This is a genomic window from Dietzia sp. JS16-p6b, from assembly GCF_003052165.1.
GTDB lineage: Bacteria > Actinomycetota > Actinomycetes > Mycobacteriales > Mycobacteriaceae > Dietzia.
Window position 1 is genome coordinate 1,579,871 of record NZ_CP024869.1, and the last position, 19,685, is coordinate 1,599,555.

16 protein-coding genes are annotated in these 19,685 nt (G+C 69.3%); 8 read left to right on the forward strand and 8 right to left on the reverse strand.

The window, feature by feature from the left end; all coding sequences use genetic code 11:
* Positions 1-855, reverse strand: a complete 855-nt coding sequence (locus CT688_RS07120) for a class I SAM-dependent methyltransferase (RefSeq protein ID WP_107756327.1) — start codon at positions 853-855, stop codon at positions 1-3.
* Between the two features lie 43 nt (positions 856-898).
* Between CT688_RS07120 and rpsA the strand changes: the two genes are divergently transcribed.
* Positions 899-2,377: a 30S ribosomal protein S1 gene (rpsA, locus tag CT688_RS07125; protein ID WP_107756328.1), complete on the forward strand. Its 1,479-nt coding sequence runs from the start codon at positions 899-901 to the stop codon at positions 2,375-2,377.
* A gap of 169 nt (positions 2,378-2,546) precedes the next feature.
* On the forward strand, positions 2,547-3,629 hold the full coding sequence (coaE, locus tag CT688_RS07130) for a dephospho-CoA kinase (protein ID WP_107756329.1): 1,083 nt from the start codon (positions 2,547-2,549) through the stop codon (positions 3,627-3,629).
* A 31-nt stretch (positions 3,630-3,660) separates the two neighbouring features.
* On the opposite strand, the gene CT688_RS07135 is transcribed toward coaE, so the two are convergent.
* Positions 3,661-5,211: a DUF4185 domain-containing protein gene (locus tag CT688_RS07135; protein ID WP_107756330.1), complete on the reverse strand. Its 1,551-nt coding sequence runs from the start codon at positions 5,209-5,211 to the stop codon at positions 3,661-3,663.
* A gap of 1 nt (position 5,212) precedes the next feature.
* A complete protein-coding gene (locus CT688_RS07140) occupies positions 5,213-6,634 on the reverse strand; it encodes a DUF4185 domain-containing protein (RefSeq protein ID WP_107756331.1) in 1,422 nt (473 codons plus the stop codon).
* Positions 6,635-6,753: 119 nt separating this feature from the next.
* Between CT688_RS07140 and uvrB the strand changes: the two genes are divergently transcribed.
* On the forward strand, positions 6,754-8,889 hold the full coding sequence (gene uvrB / locus CT688_RS07145; RefSeq protein ID WP_107756332.1) for an excinuclease ABC subunit UvrB: 2,136 nt from the start codon (positions 6,754-6,756) through the stop codon (positions 8,887-8,889).
* Positions 8,890-8,981: 92 nt separating this feature from the next.
* The gene (locus CT688_RS07150) at positions 8,982-9,431 is read left to right on the forward strand and encodes a universal stress protein (protein ID WP_107756333.1); all 450 of its coding nucleotides are present in this window, start codon (positions 8,982-8,984) and stop codon (positions 9,429-9,431) included.
* Positions 9,432-9,465: 34 nt separating this feature from the next.
* Here CT688_RS07150 and CT688_RS07155 read toward each other — a convergent pair whose 3' ends face one another.
* From CT688_RS07155 to CT688_RS07170, 4 genes are all read right to left on the reverse strand, one after another.
* The gene (locus CT688_RS07155; RefSeq protein WP_107756334.1) at positions 9,466-9,897 is read right to left on the reverse strand and encodes a DUF732 domain-containing protein; all 432 of its coding nucleotides are present in this window, start codon (positions 9,895-9,897) and stop codon (positions 9,466-9,468) included.
* On the reverse strand, positions 9,894-12,260 hold the full coding sequence (locus CT688_RS07160; RefSeq protein WP_107756335.1) for an ATP-binding domain-containing protein: 2,367 nt from the start codon (positions 12,258-12,260) through the stop codon (positions 9,894-9,896). The genes CT688_RS07155 and CT688_RS07160 overlap by 4 nt, the downstream gene beginning before the upstream one ends.
* A gap of 164 nt (positions 12,261-12,424) precedes the next feature.
* Positions 12,425-13,474, reverse strand: coding sequence for a DoxX family protein (locus tag CT688_RS07165; RefSeq protein WP_107756336.1), 1,050 nt, complete (start codon positions 13,472-13,474; stop codon positions 12,425-12,427).
* 179 nt (positions 13,475-13,653) lie between these two features.
* Positions 13,654-14,355, reverse strand: coding sequence for an MBL fold metallo-hydrolase (locus tag CT688_RS07170; protein ID WP_107756337.1), 702 nt, complete (start codon positions 14,353-14,355; stop codon positions 13,654-13,656).
* Between the two features lie 146 nt (positions 14,356-14,501).
* Here CT688_RS07170 and uvrA point away from each other — a divergent pair, with 146 nt between their 5' ends.
* Positions 14,502-17,516 carry an excinuclease ABC subunit UvrA gene (gene uvrA / locus CT688_RS07175; protein WP_107756338.1) on the forward strand — a complete coding sequence of 1,005 codons (3,015 nt, stop codon included), beginning with the start codon at positions 14,502-14,504 and terminating at the stop codon, positions 17,514-17,516.
* 75 nt (positions 17,517-17,591) lie between these two features.
* On the opposite strand, the gene CT688_RS07180 is transcribed toward uvrA, so the two are convergent.
* Positions 17,592-18,002, reverse strand: coding sequence for a DUF1844 domain-containing protein (locus CT688_RS07180; protein ID WP_107756339.1), 411 nt, complete (start codon positions 18,000-18,002; stop codon positions 17,592-17,594).
* A gap of 335 nt (positions 18,003-18,337) precedes the next feature.
* Between CT688_RS07180 and infC the strand changes: the two genes are divergently transcribed.
* The 3 genes from infC to rplT all read left to right on the forward strand — a co-directional run bounded on the left by infC (position 18,338) and on the right by rplT (position 19,681).
* Positions 18,338-18,943, forward strand: coding sequence for a translation initiation factor IF-3 (infC, locus tag CT688_RS07185; protein ID WP_231750541.1), 606 nt, complete (start codon positions 18,338-18,340; stop codon positions 18,941-18,943).
* Between the two features lie 94 nt (positions 18,944-19,037).
* Positions 19,038-19,232: a 50S ribosomal protein L35 gene (gene rpmI, locus CT688_RS07190; RefSeq protein ID WP_007630819.1), complete on the forward strand. Its 195-nt coding sequence runs from the start codon at positions 19,038-19,040 to the stop codon at positions 19,230-19,232.
* 68 nt (positions 19,233-19,300) lie between these two features.
* Positions 19,301-19,681, forward strand: a complete 381-nt coding sequence (gene rplT, locus CT688_RS07195; protein ID WP_017836228.1) for a 50S ribosomal protein L20 — start codon at positions 19,301-19,303, stop codon at positions 19,679-19,681.
* Positions 19,682-19,685: the final 4 nt, after the last annotated feature.

Consider the following 19,685-nt stretch of genomic DNA (forward strand, 5'->3'; position numbering starts at 1 on the left):
TCAGCCGAGGGTGGCCACGAAGATCGCGGTCCCGGGGAACACACTGCCGCGCAGCGGGCTCCACTGCCCCCACTCCTGCTCGAGCCACTCCGGCCACTCGGGCTCGATCAGGTCCCGGACCACGAATCCGGCGCCGACGAGTTCGCGGATCCGGTCGCCCACCGTGCGGTGGTGTTCGACGTAGGTCAGGCCGCCCTCCTCGTCGTACTCGGTGTACGGCGTGCGGTCGAAGTACGGGAACGCGGCCACGAGACCCTCGGGGCCCGGATCGTCCCGGAAGATCCACCGCATGGGGTGGTTGACGGAGAAGACGAACCGTCCGCCGGGGCGGAGCACGCGAGCCGCCTCCGCCATCACCCCGGCGGTGTCCGCCACGAAGGGGATGGCCCCGAAAGCGGAGAACGCGACATCGAAGCTGTCGGCGGCGAAGGGCAGGCGGCGGGCGTCGGCCTGGAGCAGCGGCACCCGGGCCGCCGGGCCGGTCGACCGGCTCGCGGCCCGGGCACCCACCCGGAGCATCCCGGCGGAGAGGTCGACGGCGACGGCGCGGGCCCCGCGGCCGGCGATCCAGCGTGAGCACGGCGCCGATCCGCAGCCGATCTCGAGGACGTCGCGGCCGGCGACGTCGCCGAGGAGCGCCCAGTCGCCCTCGTGCAGGCCCTCGGGGCACCACACGAACTCGCCGTCGGGGGAGTGGGCACCGAGGAATTCCCCGTGTTCGTGGTGGTAGTCGACCGCCTCGGCGTCCCACCACGCGCGGGAGGCGCGGACGGACTCACCGTGGTCGGGGGGGTTTGTGGACGTCACGCTGGCAGAGTACAGTTGACGGTCGCGTGCGTACACGCTCGCGAACATCTGCCCACCTACGATTCCTATCCACTCCGGAGCACCCCACCATATGACCACCAACACCACCTCCCCGCAGGTAGCCGTCAACGACATCGGCTCCGCGGAGGACTTCCTCGCCGCCATCGACGCCACGATCAAGTACTTCAACGATGGCGACATCGTCGAGGGCACGATCGTCAAGGTCGACCGTGACGAGGTCCTGCTCGACATCGGCTACAAGACCGAGGGTGTCATCCCCTCGCGCGAACTCTCCATCAAGCACGATGTCGACCCCGGTGAGGTCGTCGAGGTGGGCGACGAGGTCGAGGCCCTGGTTCTGACCAAGGAGGACAAGGACGGCCGGCTGATCCTGTCCAAGAAGCGCGCCCAGTACGAGCGCGCCTGGGGCACGATCGAGGAGCTCAAGGAGAAGGACGAGGCCGTCAAGGGCACCGTCATCGAGGTCGTCAAGGGTGGCCTGATCCTCGACATCGGTCTGCGCGGCTTCCTTCCCGCCTCCCTGGTGGAGATGCGCCGCGTCCGCGACCTCCTTCCCTACGTGGGGCAGGAGCTCGAGGCGAAGATCATCGAGCTGGACAAGAACCGCAACAACGTCGTGCTCTCCCGCCGCGCGTGGCTCGAGCAGACCCAGTCGGCGGTCCGCTCGGAGTTCCTGCATCAGCTGCAGAAGGGCCAGGTCCGCAAGGGCGTCGTGTCCTCGATCGTCAACTTCGGTGCGTTCGTCGATCTCGGTGGCGTCGACGGGCTCGTTCACGTCTCCGAGCTGTCCTGGAAGCACATCGACCACCCGTCCGAGGTCGTCGAGGTGGGCCAGGAGGTCACCGTCGAGGTCCTCGACGTCGACCTGGACCGCGAGCGCGTCTCCCTGTCGCTCAAGGCCACGCAGGAGGATCCGTGGCGGCACTTCGCCCGGACCCACGCGATCGGTCAGATCGTTCCGGGCAAGGTCACCAAGCTCGTCCCCTTCGGTGCATTCGTGCGCGTCGACGAGGGCATCGAGGGCCTCGTCCACATCTCCGAGCTGGCCGAGCGCCACGTCGAGGTGCCCGACCAGGTCGTGTCCGTCAACGACGACGCCATGGTCAAGGTCATCGACATCGACCTCGATCGTCGCCGTATCTCGCTCTCGCTCAAGCAGGCGGACGAGGACTACACGGAGGAGTTCGACCCGTCGAAGTACGGCATGGCCGACAGCTACGACGAGGCCGGAAACTACATCTTCCCCGAGGGCTTCGATCCCGACACCAACGAGTGGCTCGAGGGCTTCGAGAAGCAGCGTGAGGAGTGGGAGAACCGCTACGCGGAGGCCGAGCGGCGTCACAAGATGCACACGGCTCAGATCGAGAAGGGTCGTGCCGCTGCCGCGGAGGCCGCGGAGGCCGCCCCGACCAACTACTCGTCGGAGTCCGCGCCGTCGTCCAGCCGTCCCGCTGCCGCGGAGGCCACTCAGGCCGAGTCGACCGGTGGTTCGCTGGCGTCCGACGAGCAGCTCGCCGCTCTGCGTGCCAAGCTCGCCGGCGGTGAGTGACCTCTCTGCCTGACGGCGCCACGGGCGCCTGACGTCCACGGCCCCGGACGGTCGTCCCACCTCGGTGGGGCACCGACCGGGGCCGTGGCCTGTCTCCGCCGGTCGGACGCGGTGCCGTGAAGGAGGTCGCGTCCGCAGGCGAGACCTGCGGTCACCTAGACTTCGTCTCATGCTGATGGTGGGTCTGACCGGTGGAATAGGGGCGGGCAAGTCGACGGTGACAGCGATTCTCGCGGAGGCCGGCGCGGTGATCGTCGACGCGGATCGGATCGCGAGGGAGGTCGTCGAACCGGGGACCCCGGGGCTGGCGATGCTCGTCGCCGAGTTCGGTGACGACATCGTGGGGCCCGACGGTTCTCTTGATCGGGCCGCCCTCGCCGCCCGGGCCTTCGTCGACGAGGAGCGCACCGCCGCGCTCAACGCGATCACCCATCCGCTGATCGGGGAGCGCACGGCCGAGCTCATCGAATCGGCGCCGCAGGACGCGATCGTCGTCCACGACATGCCCCTGCTGGTGGAGGGCGGACTGACTCCCGCCTATCACCTGGTGATCGTGGTGGACACCCCCGCCGAGATCCGGCTCCGACGGCTGGTGGACCAGCGCGGCATGCCGGAGGACGACGCCCGGGCGCGGATGTCTCGCCAGGCGACCGACGAGGCCCGCCGGGCCGAAGCCGACGTCCTGATCGACAACTCGGGCGACCGCGAACCGGTTCGCGACATCGTCCGGATGCTCGTCGAGCTACGACTTCAGCCGTTCGAGCACAACCTGCGGACGGGCACGCCCGTGGTGGGCGACCGCACCGTGGTGCCGTTCCGGCCGGAGTGGGCGGCCGAGGCGGCGAGGGCGATGGCGAGGCTCCGCCACGTCCTGGGGGACGTCGCCACCCGCATCGACCACGTCGGCCCCACCGCTGTCGAGGGCTTGGACGCACCGGACATCGTGGACCTGCAGGTGACGGTGCGGGACGAGGCGGCGGTGGAGCGTGCGCTGGCATTGTTGACCGACGCGGGATACGTGCGCGACCGCACCACCGAGCGCCCGCTCCTGCACTGGTGTGACCCCGCTCGGCCCCTCGAGGTGTCGATCCTCGCGGAGGACGATCCGGAGCACGAGTTCGCGCTCCTGATGGCCGAGGCCATCGGCTCGGATCCGAGCGCGCGGGCGGAATACTCGGAGATCCTCCGTCGGGCCGACCGCGAGGAGACACGGGAATGGGAACGGACCCGCTGCCAGGCGTCGGAGCGCTGAGCGGTCGCGGGGCCCGGTGTCGGCGCCGCCGTCACTCCGTGGGGACGGCGCCGTCGACGAGTTCGGAGACCGGCACGTGCCTGACGACCTCCGACGCGGCGGGCCCGGCGGGAGCCGCCGCGCTGCGGAGTCTGCTGGGCAGGACGTCCGACAACCTGGTGCGAACGAGGAACACGTTGTAGGCGTTCCAGGTCGTGACGAGGTAGTACAGATCCTCTCCCTGGGCCCAGGGGTGCATGAACGCGCCGTAGACACCGGGGAGCATGGAGTAGTCCACTAGGGCGGTGGGTCCGGTCCAGGGGCCCTCCGGGCGGTCTGCGGTGCGGATCACGACGGAGTTGTACCCCTGGGAGTACATGGCGATGTACTTGCCCAGGTGACGGTTCCACATCACGGAGAGCTCGCTGGCCGGGCGTGGCAGCACCGGCGCGGCGTCCGACGGATCGTCCACCCACTCCGCGCCGTCCCAGTACCGGTAAGCGGCGGGGTCGAGGACGCCCGCGGCCGGAGGTGCCCCGCCGGCTGCGTCGAGGTCCTCCGCAGACGGTGACCCGGCGAGCGGGACGCGGGCGAGGATCGCTGAGCCCTGCCGACCCGACGGCGTGAGGTACTCGTAGAGGTGGGTGTCGGTGGTGAGATACGAGCTCATCTGCGAGTCCCGCCAGACAGGGTCCACCGGGGGTGCGCCGTCGCCGACCGGGACCGCGGAGGTGATCGGCCGTGCCAGAGCGGGCACGACGGTCCAGTTCTCGCCGTTGTCCGTCGAATAGGCCAACCCCGAGTAGTTGGTGGTCCACGACCCCGGTTGGCCCCAGTGGGCGATCGACATGAAGCGCAGATACTGGACCCCCTCGATCGCGATTCCCGCGGTCGGGATGATCGTGACCTCCCCGGGAAGTCCCGAACGGGGAACGATGGACTTGGCCAGGCCGTCGGGACCGGTGGCCGCGGAGTCGATGGACAGCCCGTCGCCGAGGTCGGTGTCACCGGACCGGAACAGGACGTTCGACCGCCACTGGCTCCCGGGGAGGGTGCAGTCACCCATGGTGTCGCCGAACGCCATGAGGATCTCCGGATCGGTGGCGTGTCCGTTGTCCCACATGATCCCGAGATCGGTCCCGGTCACCCCGTAGCGGCTGACGGTGTCGGCGGGACCTGTGGGGCCGGTGACCAGCTGGAGGAATTGCGTCGGGCCGCGGAGGACGGGGACTGTGCCCTCCTCCCCGGTGATCCACGGCGGCATGCCGTACACGGATCCGGTGACCGTGTCGAGGGAGCCGGACAGGCCGTTGCCCAGGGACCCGGTCTCGAGCTGCTGGACGAGCGACCCGGAGCGGTCGGCCGACCCCAGGGCCCGCGAGGCGGACCCGAGGGGCCCGGTCGACCCCGATCCGGGTGGTCCCAGCGAACCCCCGCCCATCCCGGCACCGGTCTGGTTCTCCAGCAGGGAACCGAAGTTGCCGAACATGACGCTGCACGGCCCGGCCGTGGCGGTGCCCGACCCGGTGACGGCGATCGCGGCGACGGAGGCCGCGACCGCAGCAAGTGCGGTCGCGGCCAGCCGCTGGAGTGCCCGGCTCATCTCAGGTTCTCGGGATCGGACGCCGCTCGACGAGCACGGTCTCGCCTGTCTCGGCGGGGTCCGGGGTGTCGGTGGTCCAGCTGTTGTCCGCGACGCGCATGCGGGAGTCGGCGGCCGGGAGGGTCCGTGGGGGGATCAGATCGAGGTCGGTCCGCATGAGGAAGACGTTGTAGGCGTCCCAGGTGGACATGGTGAAGTACAGGTCGGATCCCACCGTCTCGACCGCCGGACTCCACGGGTGGACGAACGCACCGTAGAGGGTGGGCACGTGCCGGTAGGACAGCAGGATGTCCTCCCCGGACCACGGACCCTCGGGCCTCGCGGCCTGCCGCATCACGATGTCGTTGTTCCCGTTGGTGTACAGGGCGATGAACCGACCCAGTCGAGCACTCCAGGAGACGGACAGTTCACTCACACGGGGGTGCATCACCGCCGCGGCGGAGCGGTGGTCGCGGCCCCAGCCGGCACCGGTCCAGAACTCGTAGGCCGACATGGTCCTGATCGACCGCTCCGGCACGCGGGCGAGGGTCACGGCGCCGTTGCGGCCCGACGGGGTCAGGTACTCGTAGACGAAGCCGTCGTGCTTGAGGAACGCGCTCATCTGGCCGGCGGTGTGGGTGGTGAACGGGGCGCCGAGATCCGACGGTATGAGGCGAGCGCTGCCGGTCCCGGTCCGGGCGGTGCCCGCCACCGGGGTCCAGTTCTCCCCGTTGTCCCTTGATTCGGCGAGCGCGGAGTAGTTGGTCACCCACTCACCGGGGGCGCCCCAGCTGGCGACCGACATGTACCGCAGGTACTGCGTACCGGCGACCTCCACACCCGCGGTCGGGATGACGGTCACCTCGCCCGGCAGATTCGAGCGGGGAAGGATGGACTTGGCCAGACCGCTGCGCTCCATCGGAGCGTTGTCGACCCGCATCCCGTTGGACAGGATCCGGTCGGACGAGCGGAACAGGATGTTGCTGCGCCACTGGGTGCCGGGGAGGCTGCAGTCGCCCATCGTGTCCCCGAGCGCCATGAGTACCTGGGGGTTCGAGGCGTCCCCGTTCTTCCACATGATTCCCAGGTCGGTTCCTGAGATGCCGAACCGTTCGACCGTCCGGTTGGGACTCGTGGGCCCCGTGAGCAGTTCCACCGTCGTCGTGCGTCCCTGGAGGATGGGGATGTAGCCACTGGCCCCGTTCGCCCAGGGGGTGGCCGGTGCGTCGGTCGGCATGGCGGCGGATCCGGAGAGGGAACCGGAGCCGAGTCCGGTCCCGCCGGTCGGGGGCCACGGGTCACACGGCGCCGCGGACGCGACCGGGGGCAGTGCCGTCAGCGCCGTGAGCGCGCCGATCGCGAGAGCGACGACGGTACCCGCCGCCAGGGGTGCCCGCGTCCGACGGGACAGGTGGGGACGACGACGAGGTGTGCTGCGGGACACGGATTCTCCAGACGAGGGGACGAGATGAGGGGAGTCTGTGTGCAGAGTAATGGCAACCCGGGATGCGGGGGCTCTTTCGTCGAGAGGCGGGTGTCGGTGTCGACTCGTAAGCTTGCGGTATGGCTTTCGCGACCGAGATCCCCGACGACGGGATCCCCGCAGACCCGACCGTCCTGTCCTATTCCGAGTTCCGTCCCATCGGGGATGTCGAGCGGTCCACCGGCAGGTTCGAAGTGGTCAGCGAGTTCACCCCGTCCGGGGACCAGCCGACGGCGATCGCCGAGCTCACCGAGCGCCTGGGGCGAGGCGAGCGGGACGTCGTGCTGCTCGGCGCCACCGGTACCGGTAAGTCCGCCACGACGGCCTGGCTCATCGAGCAGGTCCAGCGACCGACCCTCGTCATGGCCCCCAACAAGACCCTCGCCGCGCAGCTGGCCAACGAACTGAGGGAGATGCTCCCCAACAACGCTGTCGAGTACTTCGTCTCCTATTACGACTACTACCAACCCGAGGCGTACATCGCCCAGACGGACACCTTCATCGAGAAGGACTCGTCCATCAACGACGACGTGGAGCGGCTCAGGCACTCCGCGACGTCGTCACTGCTCTCGCGACGCGACGTCGTCGTGGTCAGTTCGGTCTCGTGCATCTACGGTCTCGGCACGCCACAGTCCTACCTGGACAGGTCCGTCTCGTTGGCGGTGGGTCAGGAGGTCGAGCGTGACCGGCTGCTGCGACTGCTGGTGGACGTGCAGTACGAGCGCAACGACGTCTCGATGACGCGGGGCACGTTCCGTGCCAAGGGGGACACCGTCGACATCATCCCCACCTATGAGGAACTCGCCGTGCGTATCGAGTTCTTCGGTGACGAGATCGACGCGCTCTACTACATCCACCCGTTGACCGGCGATGTCGTGCGGAAGGTCGACGAGGTGCGGATCTTCCCGGCGACGCATTACGTCGCCGGGCCCGAGCGGATGGCCAAGGCCATCGCCTCGATCGAGGAGGAGCTGGAGGCCCGGTTGGCGGAGCTGGAGAACCAGGGCAAGCTCCTGGAGGCGCAACGCCTGCGAATGCGCACCTCGTACGACATCGAGATGATGCAGCAGGTCGGGTTCTGCTCCGGGATCGAGAACTATTCGCGACACATCGACGGTCGCGCGGCGGGAAGCGCTCCGGCGACGCTGATCGACTACTTCCCCGAGGACTTCCTCACCGTCATCGACGAGTCCCACGTGACCGTCCCGCAGATCGGTGCGATGTTCGAGGGCGACGCCTCCCGCAAGCGCAACCTCGTGGACTTCGGCTTCAGGCTCCCCTCGGCGCTCGACAACCGTCCGCTCACGTGGGAGGAGTTCTCCGACCGGGTCGGCCAGACGGTGTACCTCTCCGCAACCCCCGGGACGTACGAGATGGGACGCACCGGGGGCGAGTTCGTCGAGCAGGTCATCCGGCCCACCGGTCTGGTGGACCCGAAGATCGTGGTCAAGCCCACGAAGGGGCAGATCGACGATCTCCTCGGAGAGATCCGCGCCCGTGCGGAGCGCGACGAGCGGGTCCTGGTGACCACCCTGACCAAGAAGATGTCCGAGGACCTCACCGACTATCTGCTGGAGCTCGGCGTGCGTGTGCGCTATCTGCACTCGGAGATCGACACCCTGCAGCGGGTGGAGCTGCTCCGGGACCTGCGCCGTGGCGAGTTCGACGTCCTGGTGGGCATCAACCTGCTCCGCGAGGGGCTGGACCTGCCCGAGGTCTCCCTGGTGGCGATCCTCGACGCCGACAAGCAGGGCTTCCTCCGTTCGAGCACCTCGCTCATCCAGACCATCGGCCGCGCGGCCCGTAACGTCTCCGGCGAGGTCCACATGTACGCGGACTCCGTCACCGAAGCGATGAGTCAGGCCATCGAGGAGACCGACCGTCGGCGTGAGAAGCAGGTCGCATACAACACCGAGCACGGTATCGACCCCCAGCCACTGCGGAGAAAGATCGCCGACATCCTCGACAGGGTCGGGGAGGAGGGCGGCGGGGAGTCGTCCCCCGACCCGCGGGACCGGCCCGAGCTCGTGGGGGCACGGGCGGCGGGCGATTCGGCGCGGCCGCGTGCGGAACTCGAGAAGCTCATCGGGGAGATGACCGAGCAGATGATGTCGGCGGCCACGGACCTCCGGTTCGAGTTGGCGGGTCGGCTCCGCGACGAGATCGCCGAGTTGCGCAAGGAGCTCAAGGGGATGCGCGAGGCCGGAGTCGACTGACCCGTCACTGTGACGTCGCGCGCCTACCGGGCACGGCGCGGGCCTCCGCGCACTACGCTGGGGAGCACGTGTTGCCGACGAGAGGAAGACAATTGAGCGCCTACAACAAGGTGGTCGTGGGAACGGACGGCTCGGAGTCGTCCTACCGGGCGGTCGATCGTGCCGCGGCGCTGGCCGCCGACGAGTCCGCGACTCTCGTGATCGCCTGCGCCTACGTGCCCGCCGACCCGCGGTCGGTCAGCCAGGCCGCGGATCAGCTGGGCGACGACGCCTATCAGATCCGCGGTGACAATCCCGCCGAGGACATCGTCCGGACCGCGAGAGACAGGGCGGCCGCCGCCGGGGCGTCCACCATCGAGGCGCGCACCGTCAAGGGGGCGCCCGTCGAATCGCTCATCAAGTTGGCCAACGAGGTGGAGGCGGATCTGCTCGTTGTGGGCAACAAGGGGCTGAACTCGCTGACCGGTCGACTCCTGGGTTCGGTGCCCGCCGACGCTGCCCGTCGGGCGGTGTGCGACGTCCTCATCGTGCACACGACCTGAGTACACGGATCACCCGAGCCGGACCGGCCGGTGGTCAGCCGCAGAGGTGGGCCCGGCTGGCGTCGATGAGGGCCCGGCCGACCGCGGTGGTGTCGCGGTCGGCGTCCTGGGCGGCGATCGCGCTGGTGAGTGGCCGGAGGTGATCCAGGATCGTCTCGGTATCGGCCCCGTCGGAGATGCTCCGGCAGATGCCCAGGCCGACCTCGACCGTGGTGGCCGCGGTCATCTCCGTGGGTAGTCCTGAGGCGGCGAGTTGATCGAGGAACTCCTGCTCGCTGCCGTTCCTGGCGGGTCCACTCGCGGTTCCGGCGGGCTGCCCGTCGGCGGCGTCGGCACCCTGCCCCACGGTGTCCGCGCGCACGGTCCGGTCGGTGGTGCCCTCCCCGGTGGCGCATCCGGTGCTCACCGCCAGGACGGCACACACGACCGTGGCGACCGAGAGTCGTGCAATGGCGTTGATGCTCATGCGGTGAGCTCCTCGGGACCGTCCGTGACCGACTCCCGGATCAGTGAGAGCAACGGGCCGAACCGTCCGGGCTGGACGAGGACCAGTTCCTGGGTGGCGCGGGTGGCCCCCACGTAGAGGTCCTGGAGTCCCTGCGGGGACCGTCCGAGGACCCGTTCCGGATCCACCACCACCACCACGTCGAACTCGAGCCCCTTGGCCAGCGACAGCGGGAGGACCGAGGTGTCGGGGCGTGCCTCGGCGACGGCGCGCCTGAGGTCGGCGATCTCGCGGGCGTGCTCCTTCTCGGGTCCGTCGGGCAGCAGTACGGCCACGGCGCGGTCCTGCGGGACGACGGAGACCTCATCGGCCACGACCCGGCCCAGCGACCGTGCCTCGGTCTCGAGCCATGCGACCGGACGGTGGCCCGCGCGTACCGGGCGCGGTGAGGTCGCTCGCGGGTCGATCTGCGCGAGTAGTCGCCCCGCCACCGCGGACACGGTCTCCGGGGTGCGGTAGTTGACGGTGAGCTCGCAGAGGACCCAGCGGTCGTCGACGTAGGGCGACAGCGCGTCGTGCCATGAGTCGATGCCCGCCGGGCTCGAGGTCTGGGCGACGTCCCCGACGAGCGTCATCCACCGGTTGGGGGAGCGGCGCATCAACGCGCGCCACGCCATGACGGACAGTTCCTGTGCCTCGTCGACGATCACGTGACCGAACGCCCAGGTCCGATCCGCGCCGGCGCGATCCGCGACGGTGAGGTCCGAGTCCGCGCTGTGCCTTCTGGCGAGGGCTTCGGCATCGACCACGTCATACGCCATGAGGACTTCCGGGTCGAGGTCGTCCTCGATGTCCTGGACCGCCGACCCGGTGAGGATCTCGAGGGCCTCCTCGGCCTGCCGGACCTGTTCGGCCCAGGCCCGGTCCGCGTCGCTGCCCTCCGCCGCCGGGTCCTCGCCCAGCAGCTCGGCGAGCTCGTCGAGGAGCGGTACGTCCGCCACCGAGAAGGCACCACCGTCCTCACGGAAGAGGGCTGCCTGGTCCTCGGCCACATAATCACCGGCAGCCTCGGAGATGCGCTCGCGGCTGGAGAGCAGGTCGGCCAACAGACTCTCCGGACGCAGGGTGGGCCACCACTCGTCGATCGCGGCGAGGACCTCCGGCGCACGTTCCACCTCGGCGCGCAGCGCCGCCCTGTCATCCGAGTCCAGCAGCGGGCGGGCCGGATCCCCGAGGTCCCCGACCCCACCCTCCCCGGGGGACCAGGCGGCGTCCTCCGCCTGCCCGACCGGGTCGGTGAGCACGGCAACGTACTGCTCGGTGAGTGCGTCGACGATCTTGGTCAGGAAGGTGGATCGCGCCTGGTTGTGGGGGCGTCGCGTCATCCTGGCCCGGCCGCGGGCAGCGCGCACCACCGCTGGTGTGAGGACCAGGGCATGGCCCTCGCACCGCACCACCACGTCCGAAGTCGGGGCGAGTTGTCGGGCGCGGACCGCGGCCTTGAGGATGTCGACCATGTCGGCGGACCCCTTCACCTCCTCGCCGCGGAGCGTCTCGTGACCGGTGGCCCGGACCCCGGGGAACAGGTCCGCGAGCGTGCGCAGGACGACGCCCGACTCCCCGAGCGACGGCAGGACCCGCGCGATGTAGTCGAGGAATCGCGCGTTCGGACCCACGATGAGGACGCCACTGCGATCAAGCCTGCGGCGGTGCGTGTAGAGGAGGTAGGCCGCACGGTGAAGGGCCACGGCGGTTTTGCCCGTACCCGGCCCACCCTGGACCACCAGCACCCCGGCGTGCGGGTTGCGGATGATCTCGTCCTGCTCTCGTTGGATGGTCGCGACGATGTCGGTCATGTGGGCGGACCGCGCGCTGTCCAGGGCCTCGAGCAGCGCGGATTCCCCCACGACGTCGTCGTGGTTCTCAGGTATCTCCCCGTCGGCCGGGGCCGTGAGGAATTCGTCGTGCACCCCGATGACCCTCCGCCCGATCGTGCGCAGGTGCCGGCGACGGTGTGCGCCCTCGGGACGGGCGGTGGTGGCCAGGTAGAACGGGCGGCTGTGGTCCGCCCGCCAGTCCAGTAGGAGCGGGGTGAGGTCCTCGTCGTCGTCCCTCAGCCCCACGCGGCCGATCCGTCGGACCTCCCCGTCGGCCATGTCCAGCCGTCCGAAGTACAGGCCTAGATTGGCGGTGTTGTACGCCGCCAGTTCCGCCGAATAGAGCCGCGCGAACGATTCTCTCTCGGACCTCGCCTGTGGCGTGCCCCCCGTACCCCGGAGGACGGCGTCGAGGCGGGCCCGGGTGTCGGACCGCAGTTCCTCGAGACGGTCGAGGAGACGACCGAGGTGGCGCTGCTCCTCGTCGACGGCGTCGGACTCCGTCATGCGCGCTCCTCTCGAGGGTGTGGACCGGGCGGCGGTCGCGTCGGACTGCACGGTGCGGGACAACCAGGCTACCGGGTGTCGGGCGGGTGCTCCGACGCAGACGACCCCGCCGGTCAGGGCGGGGTCGTCGGCAACCGGCGGGCAGCGCCGGGTGGGGCGGTCCGTCAGGGTCGGATGGCGGCGGCGGCCTTGCTCCGGGCGCGGTCGCTCGACTTCTTGGCGGTGGTGACCTTCTTCCGCGCGTCCTTCCGGGCCTTCTTCTTAGCCGAGTCGACGGACTTACGGAGGTCCTTGGTGTCGACCTTGCCCGCGCGCGCCGCGGCCTTGTCCGCGCGCTCGGCGGCGACGTCGCGGACGTGGGCCGCACGGTCACGGGCGGCCTCGCGGGTCTCCGCGGCCTGGTCGGCGGCGACATGGGCGGCCGCCGCGGCCTGGTCCCGTACCTGCGCCGCGATCGGGGCGGCCTGCTTGCGCGCCGACGTGGCCCGGCCCCGGATCGCCTCGGCGACCTCGGGGGCCTTCGCGCGGACGACCTCCGCGACGCCGGACGCCTGACCGCGAACCTGGTCGGCGACCTCGGGGGCCTTCTCGCGGACAGCGTCCGCGACCTCGGGAGCCTTGTCCCTGACCGTGTCGGCGACGCCTCGGGCCTGATCGGCCACGGTGTGGGCCACCCCCGCGAGGGCTGCCCCGGCGGCGGCGGATTCGGCCTTCGCTCCGGGCAGCTTGGCCGTGACCTTGTCTCCCGCCCTGCGGGCGCGCCACGTGAGACCCGGCTGGCCGGCGGTGTCGACCGAGGCGAGCAGGAGCGCTCCGAGCAGCGCGACGTCGGTGGCCAGGCCGGTGGTCTTGCGGCTCTTGGCGGCGGAGTCGGACTCCGCCCAGAAGTCGTTGCGGGTGACGGTCGTGGGCAGGTGCGACGCCGTGAGTGCGAGGGCCGACAGGCGGGGGGCCTTGCCCAGTGCGAAGAGCACGCCCGCGCCGACCTTGACCCCGGCGAGAGCCTTGACCAGCGTCTCGGTGTCCTTGGTGACCGGCGGCACCGAGGTCGTGACGTGCTCGTTGACCGCCTGCTCGCCCTTCTCCACCAGGGGCGCGGCCTTGTCCACGAGCGGGGCCGCCTTGGCGACATGGGCCTGCGGATTGCGGAGTGTCTCCACGCCGTCGATGACGAACACCGTGGCGAGCATGGGTCGTGCGAGTCGTCGGATCATCGTTCCTCCTGGGAATTGGGATGCGTGGTCGAACCTAGTGAAAACCCCGGCGACTCGCCTCCGGTCCGGGAACCTCGCATGTCGCGGACCGCGCGGACCCGCGTGATGCGCTGGGGCGATCGGTCATGGAGGGCCGAGATAACGATTCCGACAAGCTCCTCGCCCCGGGCTGTCGTCGGTCACCAGCCGCGTTCCCGCCACGTTCTCAGGCTCGGCCGCTCGTCCCCGAGTGTGGTGTCATCGCCGTGTCCGGGATGGACCACCACGTCGTCGTCGAGCACCCCGAACACCCGGGTCTCGAGGTCGTCCATGAGGGTGGCGAACTGTTCCGGAGTGGCGGTCTTCCCCGGGCCACCGGGGAAGAGGGAGTCACCGGCGAACAGGTGGGACCCCTCCGCGGTTCGGAGCAGGAGCGCGATGCCGTCCGGGGTGTGGCCACGCAGACCGATCACCCCGAGGCGCAGATCCCCCACGACGATCTCGTCACCGTGAGAGACGTGGCGGTCCGTCGGTACGTGGATCTCTTCGGCGTCACCGGGTGAGGCGATGGTCCTCAGGCCGAGGGCCTCGACGGTCTCGGGGAGACCGATCCAGTGGTCGGCGTGCAGGTGGGTCGTGACCACCTCTCGCACCCCGGGGGCCTGCGTCTCGAGGTGGGCGATGAGCTGGGGGGCGTCGTTGGCCGCGTCGACGAGGAGTGCCTCGCCGGTGGAGACGGACTCGATCACGTAGACGTTGTTGTCCATCTCTCCCACGGAGATCTTGGACAACCGCGCCGGGCCGACGGTCCAGCGCTCGCCGGTCAGGCGACCGCCCAGACGGCCGGAGTAGCCCTCGGTGAGGGTGATGTGCGCGGGAACTGAAGCGGCGGAATTCGACATAATTGCAGGCTACTGGTGTCGACGGCGGTCTGCGACGGGAAGCGTGTCGGGGTTCGTTGGTACCTTCGTCTGCGGGACGGCGGCCATGCGGCGCGCACGGCCACCGCCACGGGTCCGTGGCGACAGCCCCCTCGGAAGGAGTACCCATGGTGGACCGTCTGGTCGTCCGCGGCGCACGGGAACACAACCTCAAGGGCGTGGACATCGACGTCCCGCGCGACGCCCTGATCGTCTTCACCGGATTGTCCGGCTCCGGCAAGTCCTCGTTGGCGTTCGACACGATCTTCGCCGAAGGTCAGCGTCGGTACGTCGAGTCGCTCTCCTCCTATGCGCGCATGTTCCTCGGGCAGATGGACAAGCCGGACGTCGACTTCATCGAGGGGCTCTCCCCGGCGGTGTCGATCGACCAGAAGTCCACCAACCGGAACCCGCGGTCGACCGTGGGCACGATCACCGAGGTCTACGACTACCTCCGTCTGCTCTATGCGCGGGCGGGTGTGCCGCACTGCCCCACGTGCGGAGAGGTGGTCTCGCGTCAGACCCCTCAGCAGATCGTCGACCAGATCCTCGCCGGCGAGGAGGGCGTGCGGTTCCAGGTCCTCGCGCCGGTCGTGCGCACGAGGAAGGGGGAGTTCGTCGACCTGTTCGCGCAGCTCGCGGCCGACGGGTACAACCGTGTGCGGGTCGACGGTGAGCTCCACACCCTCGCGGAACCGCCCACGCTCAAGAAGCAGGAGAAGCACGACATCGAGGTGGTCGTCGACCGACTCGCCGCGAAGCCGTCCTCGCGACAGCGCCTCACCGATTCCGTCGAGACCGCGTTGGGCCTGGCGGACGGCGTCATCGTGATCGACTATGTGGACCTCGACGAGACCGACCAGGCCCGGCGGCGTCGGTTCTCCGAACACATGGCCTGTCCCAACGGCCATCCGATCGGCCTGGACGACCTGGAACCCCGCGCGTTCTCGTTCAACTCGCCCTACGGCGCCTGCCCGGTCTGTGACGGACTCGGGTCCCACCTCGAGGTGGATCCCGACCTGGTGATCCCCGATCCGGAGCGGTCGTTGGCCGACGGCGCGATCGCACCGTGGTCGGGGGGTCAGAGCGCCGACTACTTCCAGCAGCTGCTCTCGGGACTGGCCGACGACCTGGGCTTCGACCTGCGTACGCCATGGCAGGACCTGCCCGCCAAGGTGCGCAAGGCGGTGCTCGGCGGGGCGTCGACGAAGGTGCGGGTGCGGTACAAGAACCGCTACGGCCGGGTCCGCACGTACGACGCCAAGTTCGAGGGCGTCATGTCGTTCCTCAAGCGCCGGCTGGAGCAGACGGAGTCGGAATCGCAGAAGGAGCGCTACCAGGGGTATATGCGGGAGGTCCCGTGTCCCACCTGCGAGGGGACCCGACTCAAGCCGGAGATCCTCGCGGTGACCATGACGGGCCCAGGCGGGCGCGAGCGGTCGATCGCGGACATCTCGCGGATGTCGGTCGCGGACTGCGCGCAGTTCCTCGACGGGCTGGAACTGGACTCCCGCCAGGAGATGATCGCCGGCCGGGTCCTCAAGGAGATCCAGGCCCGTATGGGGTTCCTCCTCGACGTGGGACTCGACTACCTGTCCCTGGACCGGGTGGCGGGCAGTCTGTCCGGTGGCGAGGCCCAGCGGATCCGGCTGGCCACCCAGATCGGGTCCGGCCTCGCCGGAGTGCTGTACGTCCTCGACGAACCCTCCATCGGTCTGCACCAGCGGGACAACCGTCGTCTCATCGACACGCTCGTCCGGTTGAGGGACCTGGGGAACACGCTTCTCGTGGTGGAGCACGACGAGGACACCATCCGCGCGGCCGACTGGATCGTCGACATCGGCCCGTTGGCCGGCGAGCACGGGGGACGCGTGGTGCACTCCGGGGACTACGCCGGGCTGCTGGCCAGCACGGAGTCACTGACGGGTGACTACCTGGCGGGTCGGCGGTCCATCGCGGTGCCCGAGACGCGGCGCGGACTGAACCCGGAGAAGATGCTCCACGTACGCGGGGCCCGGGAGAACAACCTCAAGAACGTCGACGTGATGTTCCCCGGGGGCGTGCTGTGCGCTGTCACCGGGGTGTCCGGGTCCGGAAAGTCCACCCTCGTCAACGACATTCTCGCCACGTCCCTCGCCAACCAGCTCAACCGGGCACGCCAGGTTCCAGGTCGGCATTCCCGCATCGACGGGATGGAGTCGTTCGACAAATTGGTGCAGGTGGACCAGTCGCCGATCGGGCGCACGCCGCGGTCCAACCCGGCCACGTACACCGGGGTGTTCGACAAGATCCGGACGTTGTTCGCGGCGACCACCGAGGCCAAGGTCCGCGGCTACAAGCAGGGGCGGTTCTCGTTCAACGTCAAGGGCGGGCGATGCGAGGCGTGCCAGGGGGACGGCACCCTCAAGATCGAGATGAACTTCCTGCCGGACGTCTACGTCCCGTGCGAGGTGTGTCAGGGCGCCCGGTACAACCGCGAGACCCTCGAGGTCCACTACAAGGGCAAGACCATCGCCGAGGTGCTCGACATGCCGATCGAGGAGGCGTGCGAGTTCTTCGAGCCGATCACGTCGATACACCGGTACCTCAAGACGCTCTCCCAGGTCGGACTGGGGTACGTGAGGTTGGGCCAGTCGGCGCCGACCCTGTCCGGTGGTGAGGCGCAGCGGGTCAAGCTCGCGGCCGAGTTGCAGAAGCGGTCGAGTGGACGGACCGTCTACATCCTCGACGAGCCCACCACGGGTCTGCACTTCGAGGACATCACCAAGCTCCTCCTGGTGATCCAGGGGCTGGTCGACAAGGGCAACACCGTCATCGTGATCGAGCACAATCTCGACGTCATCAAGAGTGCCGACTGGGTGATCGACATGGGGCCCGAGGGTGGGGCCGGTGGAGGTGTCGTCGTGGCGGAGGGCACCCCCGAGCAGGTGGCGACGGTGCCCGAGAGCCACACCGGACGCTTCCTCGCGCAGGTTCTACCCACCGTGCAGGAAGAGCCCGCGGAGGGTCGTCGGCCCGCGGGGAAGCAGGCCGGCAGAGCCGCCGCCCGCACGACGGCCAGCAAGAAGACGGTCGCGAGCAAAGCCCCGGCGAAGAAGGCCGCCGCGGCCAAGGCGGCACGCAAGGCACGGGCGCTGCGCTGATCGGATACCCGGTGGGGAAGACCGTGGCGTCACCCCGCGGGCCGGTCGGAGCCGGGTCAGAAGGTCAGAGCGACGTCAGTAGACCGGCCCGGTGAACTTCTCGCCGGGTCCCTCGCCGGGCTCGTCGGGAAACGCGCTCGCCTCTCGGAACGCCCGCTGCAAGCCCTGGAGGCCGTCCCGGACCACGCTTGCCTGCGGTCCGAGGTACTCGGCGGACCCGGTCACGAGACCCGCGAGGGAGGTGATCAGCTTCCGGGATTCGTCGAGGTCGAGGTGCGGGCTCGCGGTCGGGTCGTCGTCGGACAACCCGAGCTTCTCCGCCGCGGCGCTCATCAGAACGACGATCGAGCGGAAGATGATCTCCTGGGCGGGAACGTCCGCGAGTTCGACGATCTCGACCTCGCGGGCGTCGAGGTGGTCTTCGAGAGAGGTCTCGGCGGCCGCGTCGTCGGAGGGGTCAGTGGACGCGGGGTGGTCGGTGTTCATGCCGAATACTGTCCCACGGGTATCTCGACGCCGGGCGGCCGGACCGGTTTGGGGGTCCCCCGCAACACTGGTACAGTTCTCAGGTGACTGTGGGAACCCGCTATGTGGTGGGTTCCGACGTCCAAGAGGAGCCCGATCTCCCACCATCCGACGCCTCAGGTAGTTTGATGGTCACCACCCCCGGCGAGGGGCCCGCGAGCTGATCGCGGGCGAGTCGTCGTCGACGGGTGAGGAGTGAAAGGCCCCCCGGTATCCGTGCCGTGGGGCCTTCTCGGTGTCACCGGTGTGTCCGGCGGCGCCGCGGGTACCTCGAGGGCGGATGCGCGACCGCGCCAGTGGTCGCGGACAGACGCACCATCTACCGAGGAGGGCCCATCAGCGCCGAAGCACGTATCAACGAACGAATCCGTGTCCCCGAAGTCCGACTCGTCGGCCCCGGGGGCGAGCAGGTGGGGATCGTTCGCGTCGAGGATGCACTTCGTCTGGCCCTCGAGGCCGATCTGGACCTCGTCGAGGTCGCGCCCACCGCGCGCCCGCCGGTCTGCAAGATCATGGACTACGGAAAGTTCAAGTACGAGGCGGCGCAGAAAGAGCGCGAGTCGCGGAAGAACCAGCAGCAGACCGTGGTCAAGGAGCAGAAGCTCCGGCCCAAGATCGACACCCATGACTACGAGACCAAGAAGGGGAACGTCGTCCGTTTCCTCGAGAAGGGTTCCAAGGTCAAGGTGACGATCATGTTCCGCGGTCGGGAGCAGTCCCGCCCCGAACTCGGGTACCGGTTGCTGCAGCGACTGGCCGACGACATCACCGAGTACGGATACGTCGAGACCAGCGCCAAGCAGGACGGCCGCAACATGACCATGGTCGTGGCCCCGCACAAGGGAGCCAAGACCCGGGTCAAGGCGCAGGAGTCGAAGGTCACCGACCCCGCCTCGGAGTAGGACTCCGGCACCACACCGACCACCGGACGCACGTCGTCCGCTCACCCGAGACCCCTCCGGTCTTTCGGGACGAACCATGTGAGGAAGACCGATCATGCCGAAGATGAAGACCCACAAGGGCACCGCCAAGCGCTTCCGGAAGACCGGGACGGGCAAGTTGGTGCGCCAGCAGGCCAACCGCCGCCACATCATGGAGAAGAAGCCCACCAAGCGCACCCGTCGTCTCGACGGTCGCACGGACGTCGCGCCGGCCGACGTCCCCCGCATCAAGCGGCTCCTCGGGCTCTGAGCCCTCTCCCATACGTAGTACTTCCGGTCACCGTCGAGGTGGCCACCCAGATCAGTGAGGATTGACCAGTGGCACGCGTGAAGAGGGCAGTCAACGCCCAGAAGAAGCGTAGGACCGTACTCGAGTCCACCAAGGGCTACCGCGGACAGCGTTCGAGGCTGTACCGCAAGGCCAAGGAGCAGATGCTCCACTCGATGACCTACAGCTACCGCGACCGTCGTGCACGCAAGGGCGACTTCCGGAAGCTGTGGATCACCCGCATCAACGCGGCGGCCCGCGCCAACGACATGACGTACAACCGCTTCGTCCAGGGTCTCAAGCTCGCGGGCGTCGAGGTGGACCGCAAGGTGCTCGCCGACCTGGCCGTCACCGATCCGGCCGCCTTCACGGCGCTGGTCGAGGTCGCCCGTGGCGCACTGCCGGCCGACGTCAACGCGCCGGCTGCCTGACACC

Coding starts and splice junctions, on each gene's coding strand:
- CT688_RS07160 (WP_107756335.1), bottom strand. CDS start 12,260: ATGACGGAGTCCGACGCCGTCGACGAGGAGCAGCGCCACCTCGGTCGT.
- CT688_RS07180 (WP_107756339.1), bottom strand. CDS start 18,002: ATGAACACCGACCACCCCGCGTCCACTGACCCCTCCGACGACGCGGCC.
- CT688_RS07165 (WP_107756336.1), bottom strand. CDS start 13,474: ATGATCCGACGACTCGCACGACCCATGCTCGCCACGGTGTTCGTCATC.
- CT688_RS07170 (WP_107756337.1), bottom strand. CDS start 14,355: ATGTCGAATTCCGCCGCTTCAGTTCCCGCGCACATCACCCTCACCGAG.
- CT688_RS07155 (WP_107756334.1), bottom strand. CDS start 9,897: ATGAGCATCAACGCCATTGCACGACTCTCGGTCGCCACGGTCGTGTGT.
- uvrA (WP_107756338.1), top strand. CDS start 14,502: ATGGTGGACCGTCTGGTCGTCCGCGGCGCACGGGAACACAACCTCAAG.
- CT688_RS07120 (WP_107756327.1), bottom strand. CDS start 855: ATGTTCGCGAGCGTGTACGCACGCGACCGTCAACTGTACTCTGCCAGC.
- rpsA (WP_107756328.1), top strand. CDS start 899: ATGACCACCAACACCACCTCCCCGCAGGTAGCCGTCAACGACATCGGC.
- uvrB (WP_107756332.1), top strand. CDS start 6,754: ATGGCTTTCGCGACCGAGATCCCCGACGACGGGATCCCCGCAGACCCG.
- rpmI (WP_007630819.1), top strand. CDS start 19,038: ATGCCGAAGATGAAGACCCACAAGGGCACCGCCAAGCGCTTCCGGAAG.
- CT688_RS07135 (WP_107756330.1), bottom strand. CDS start 5,211: ATGAGCCGGGCACTCCAGCGGCTGGCCGCGACCGCACTTGCTGCGGTC.
- coaE (WP_107756329.1), top strand. CDS start 2,547: ATGCTGATGGTGGGTCTGACCGGTGGAATAGGGGCGGGCAAGTCGACG.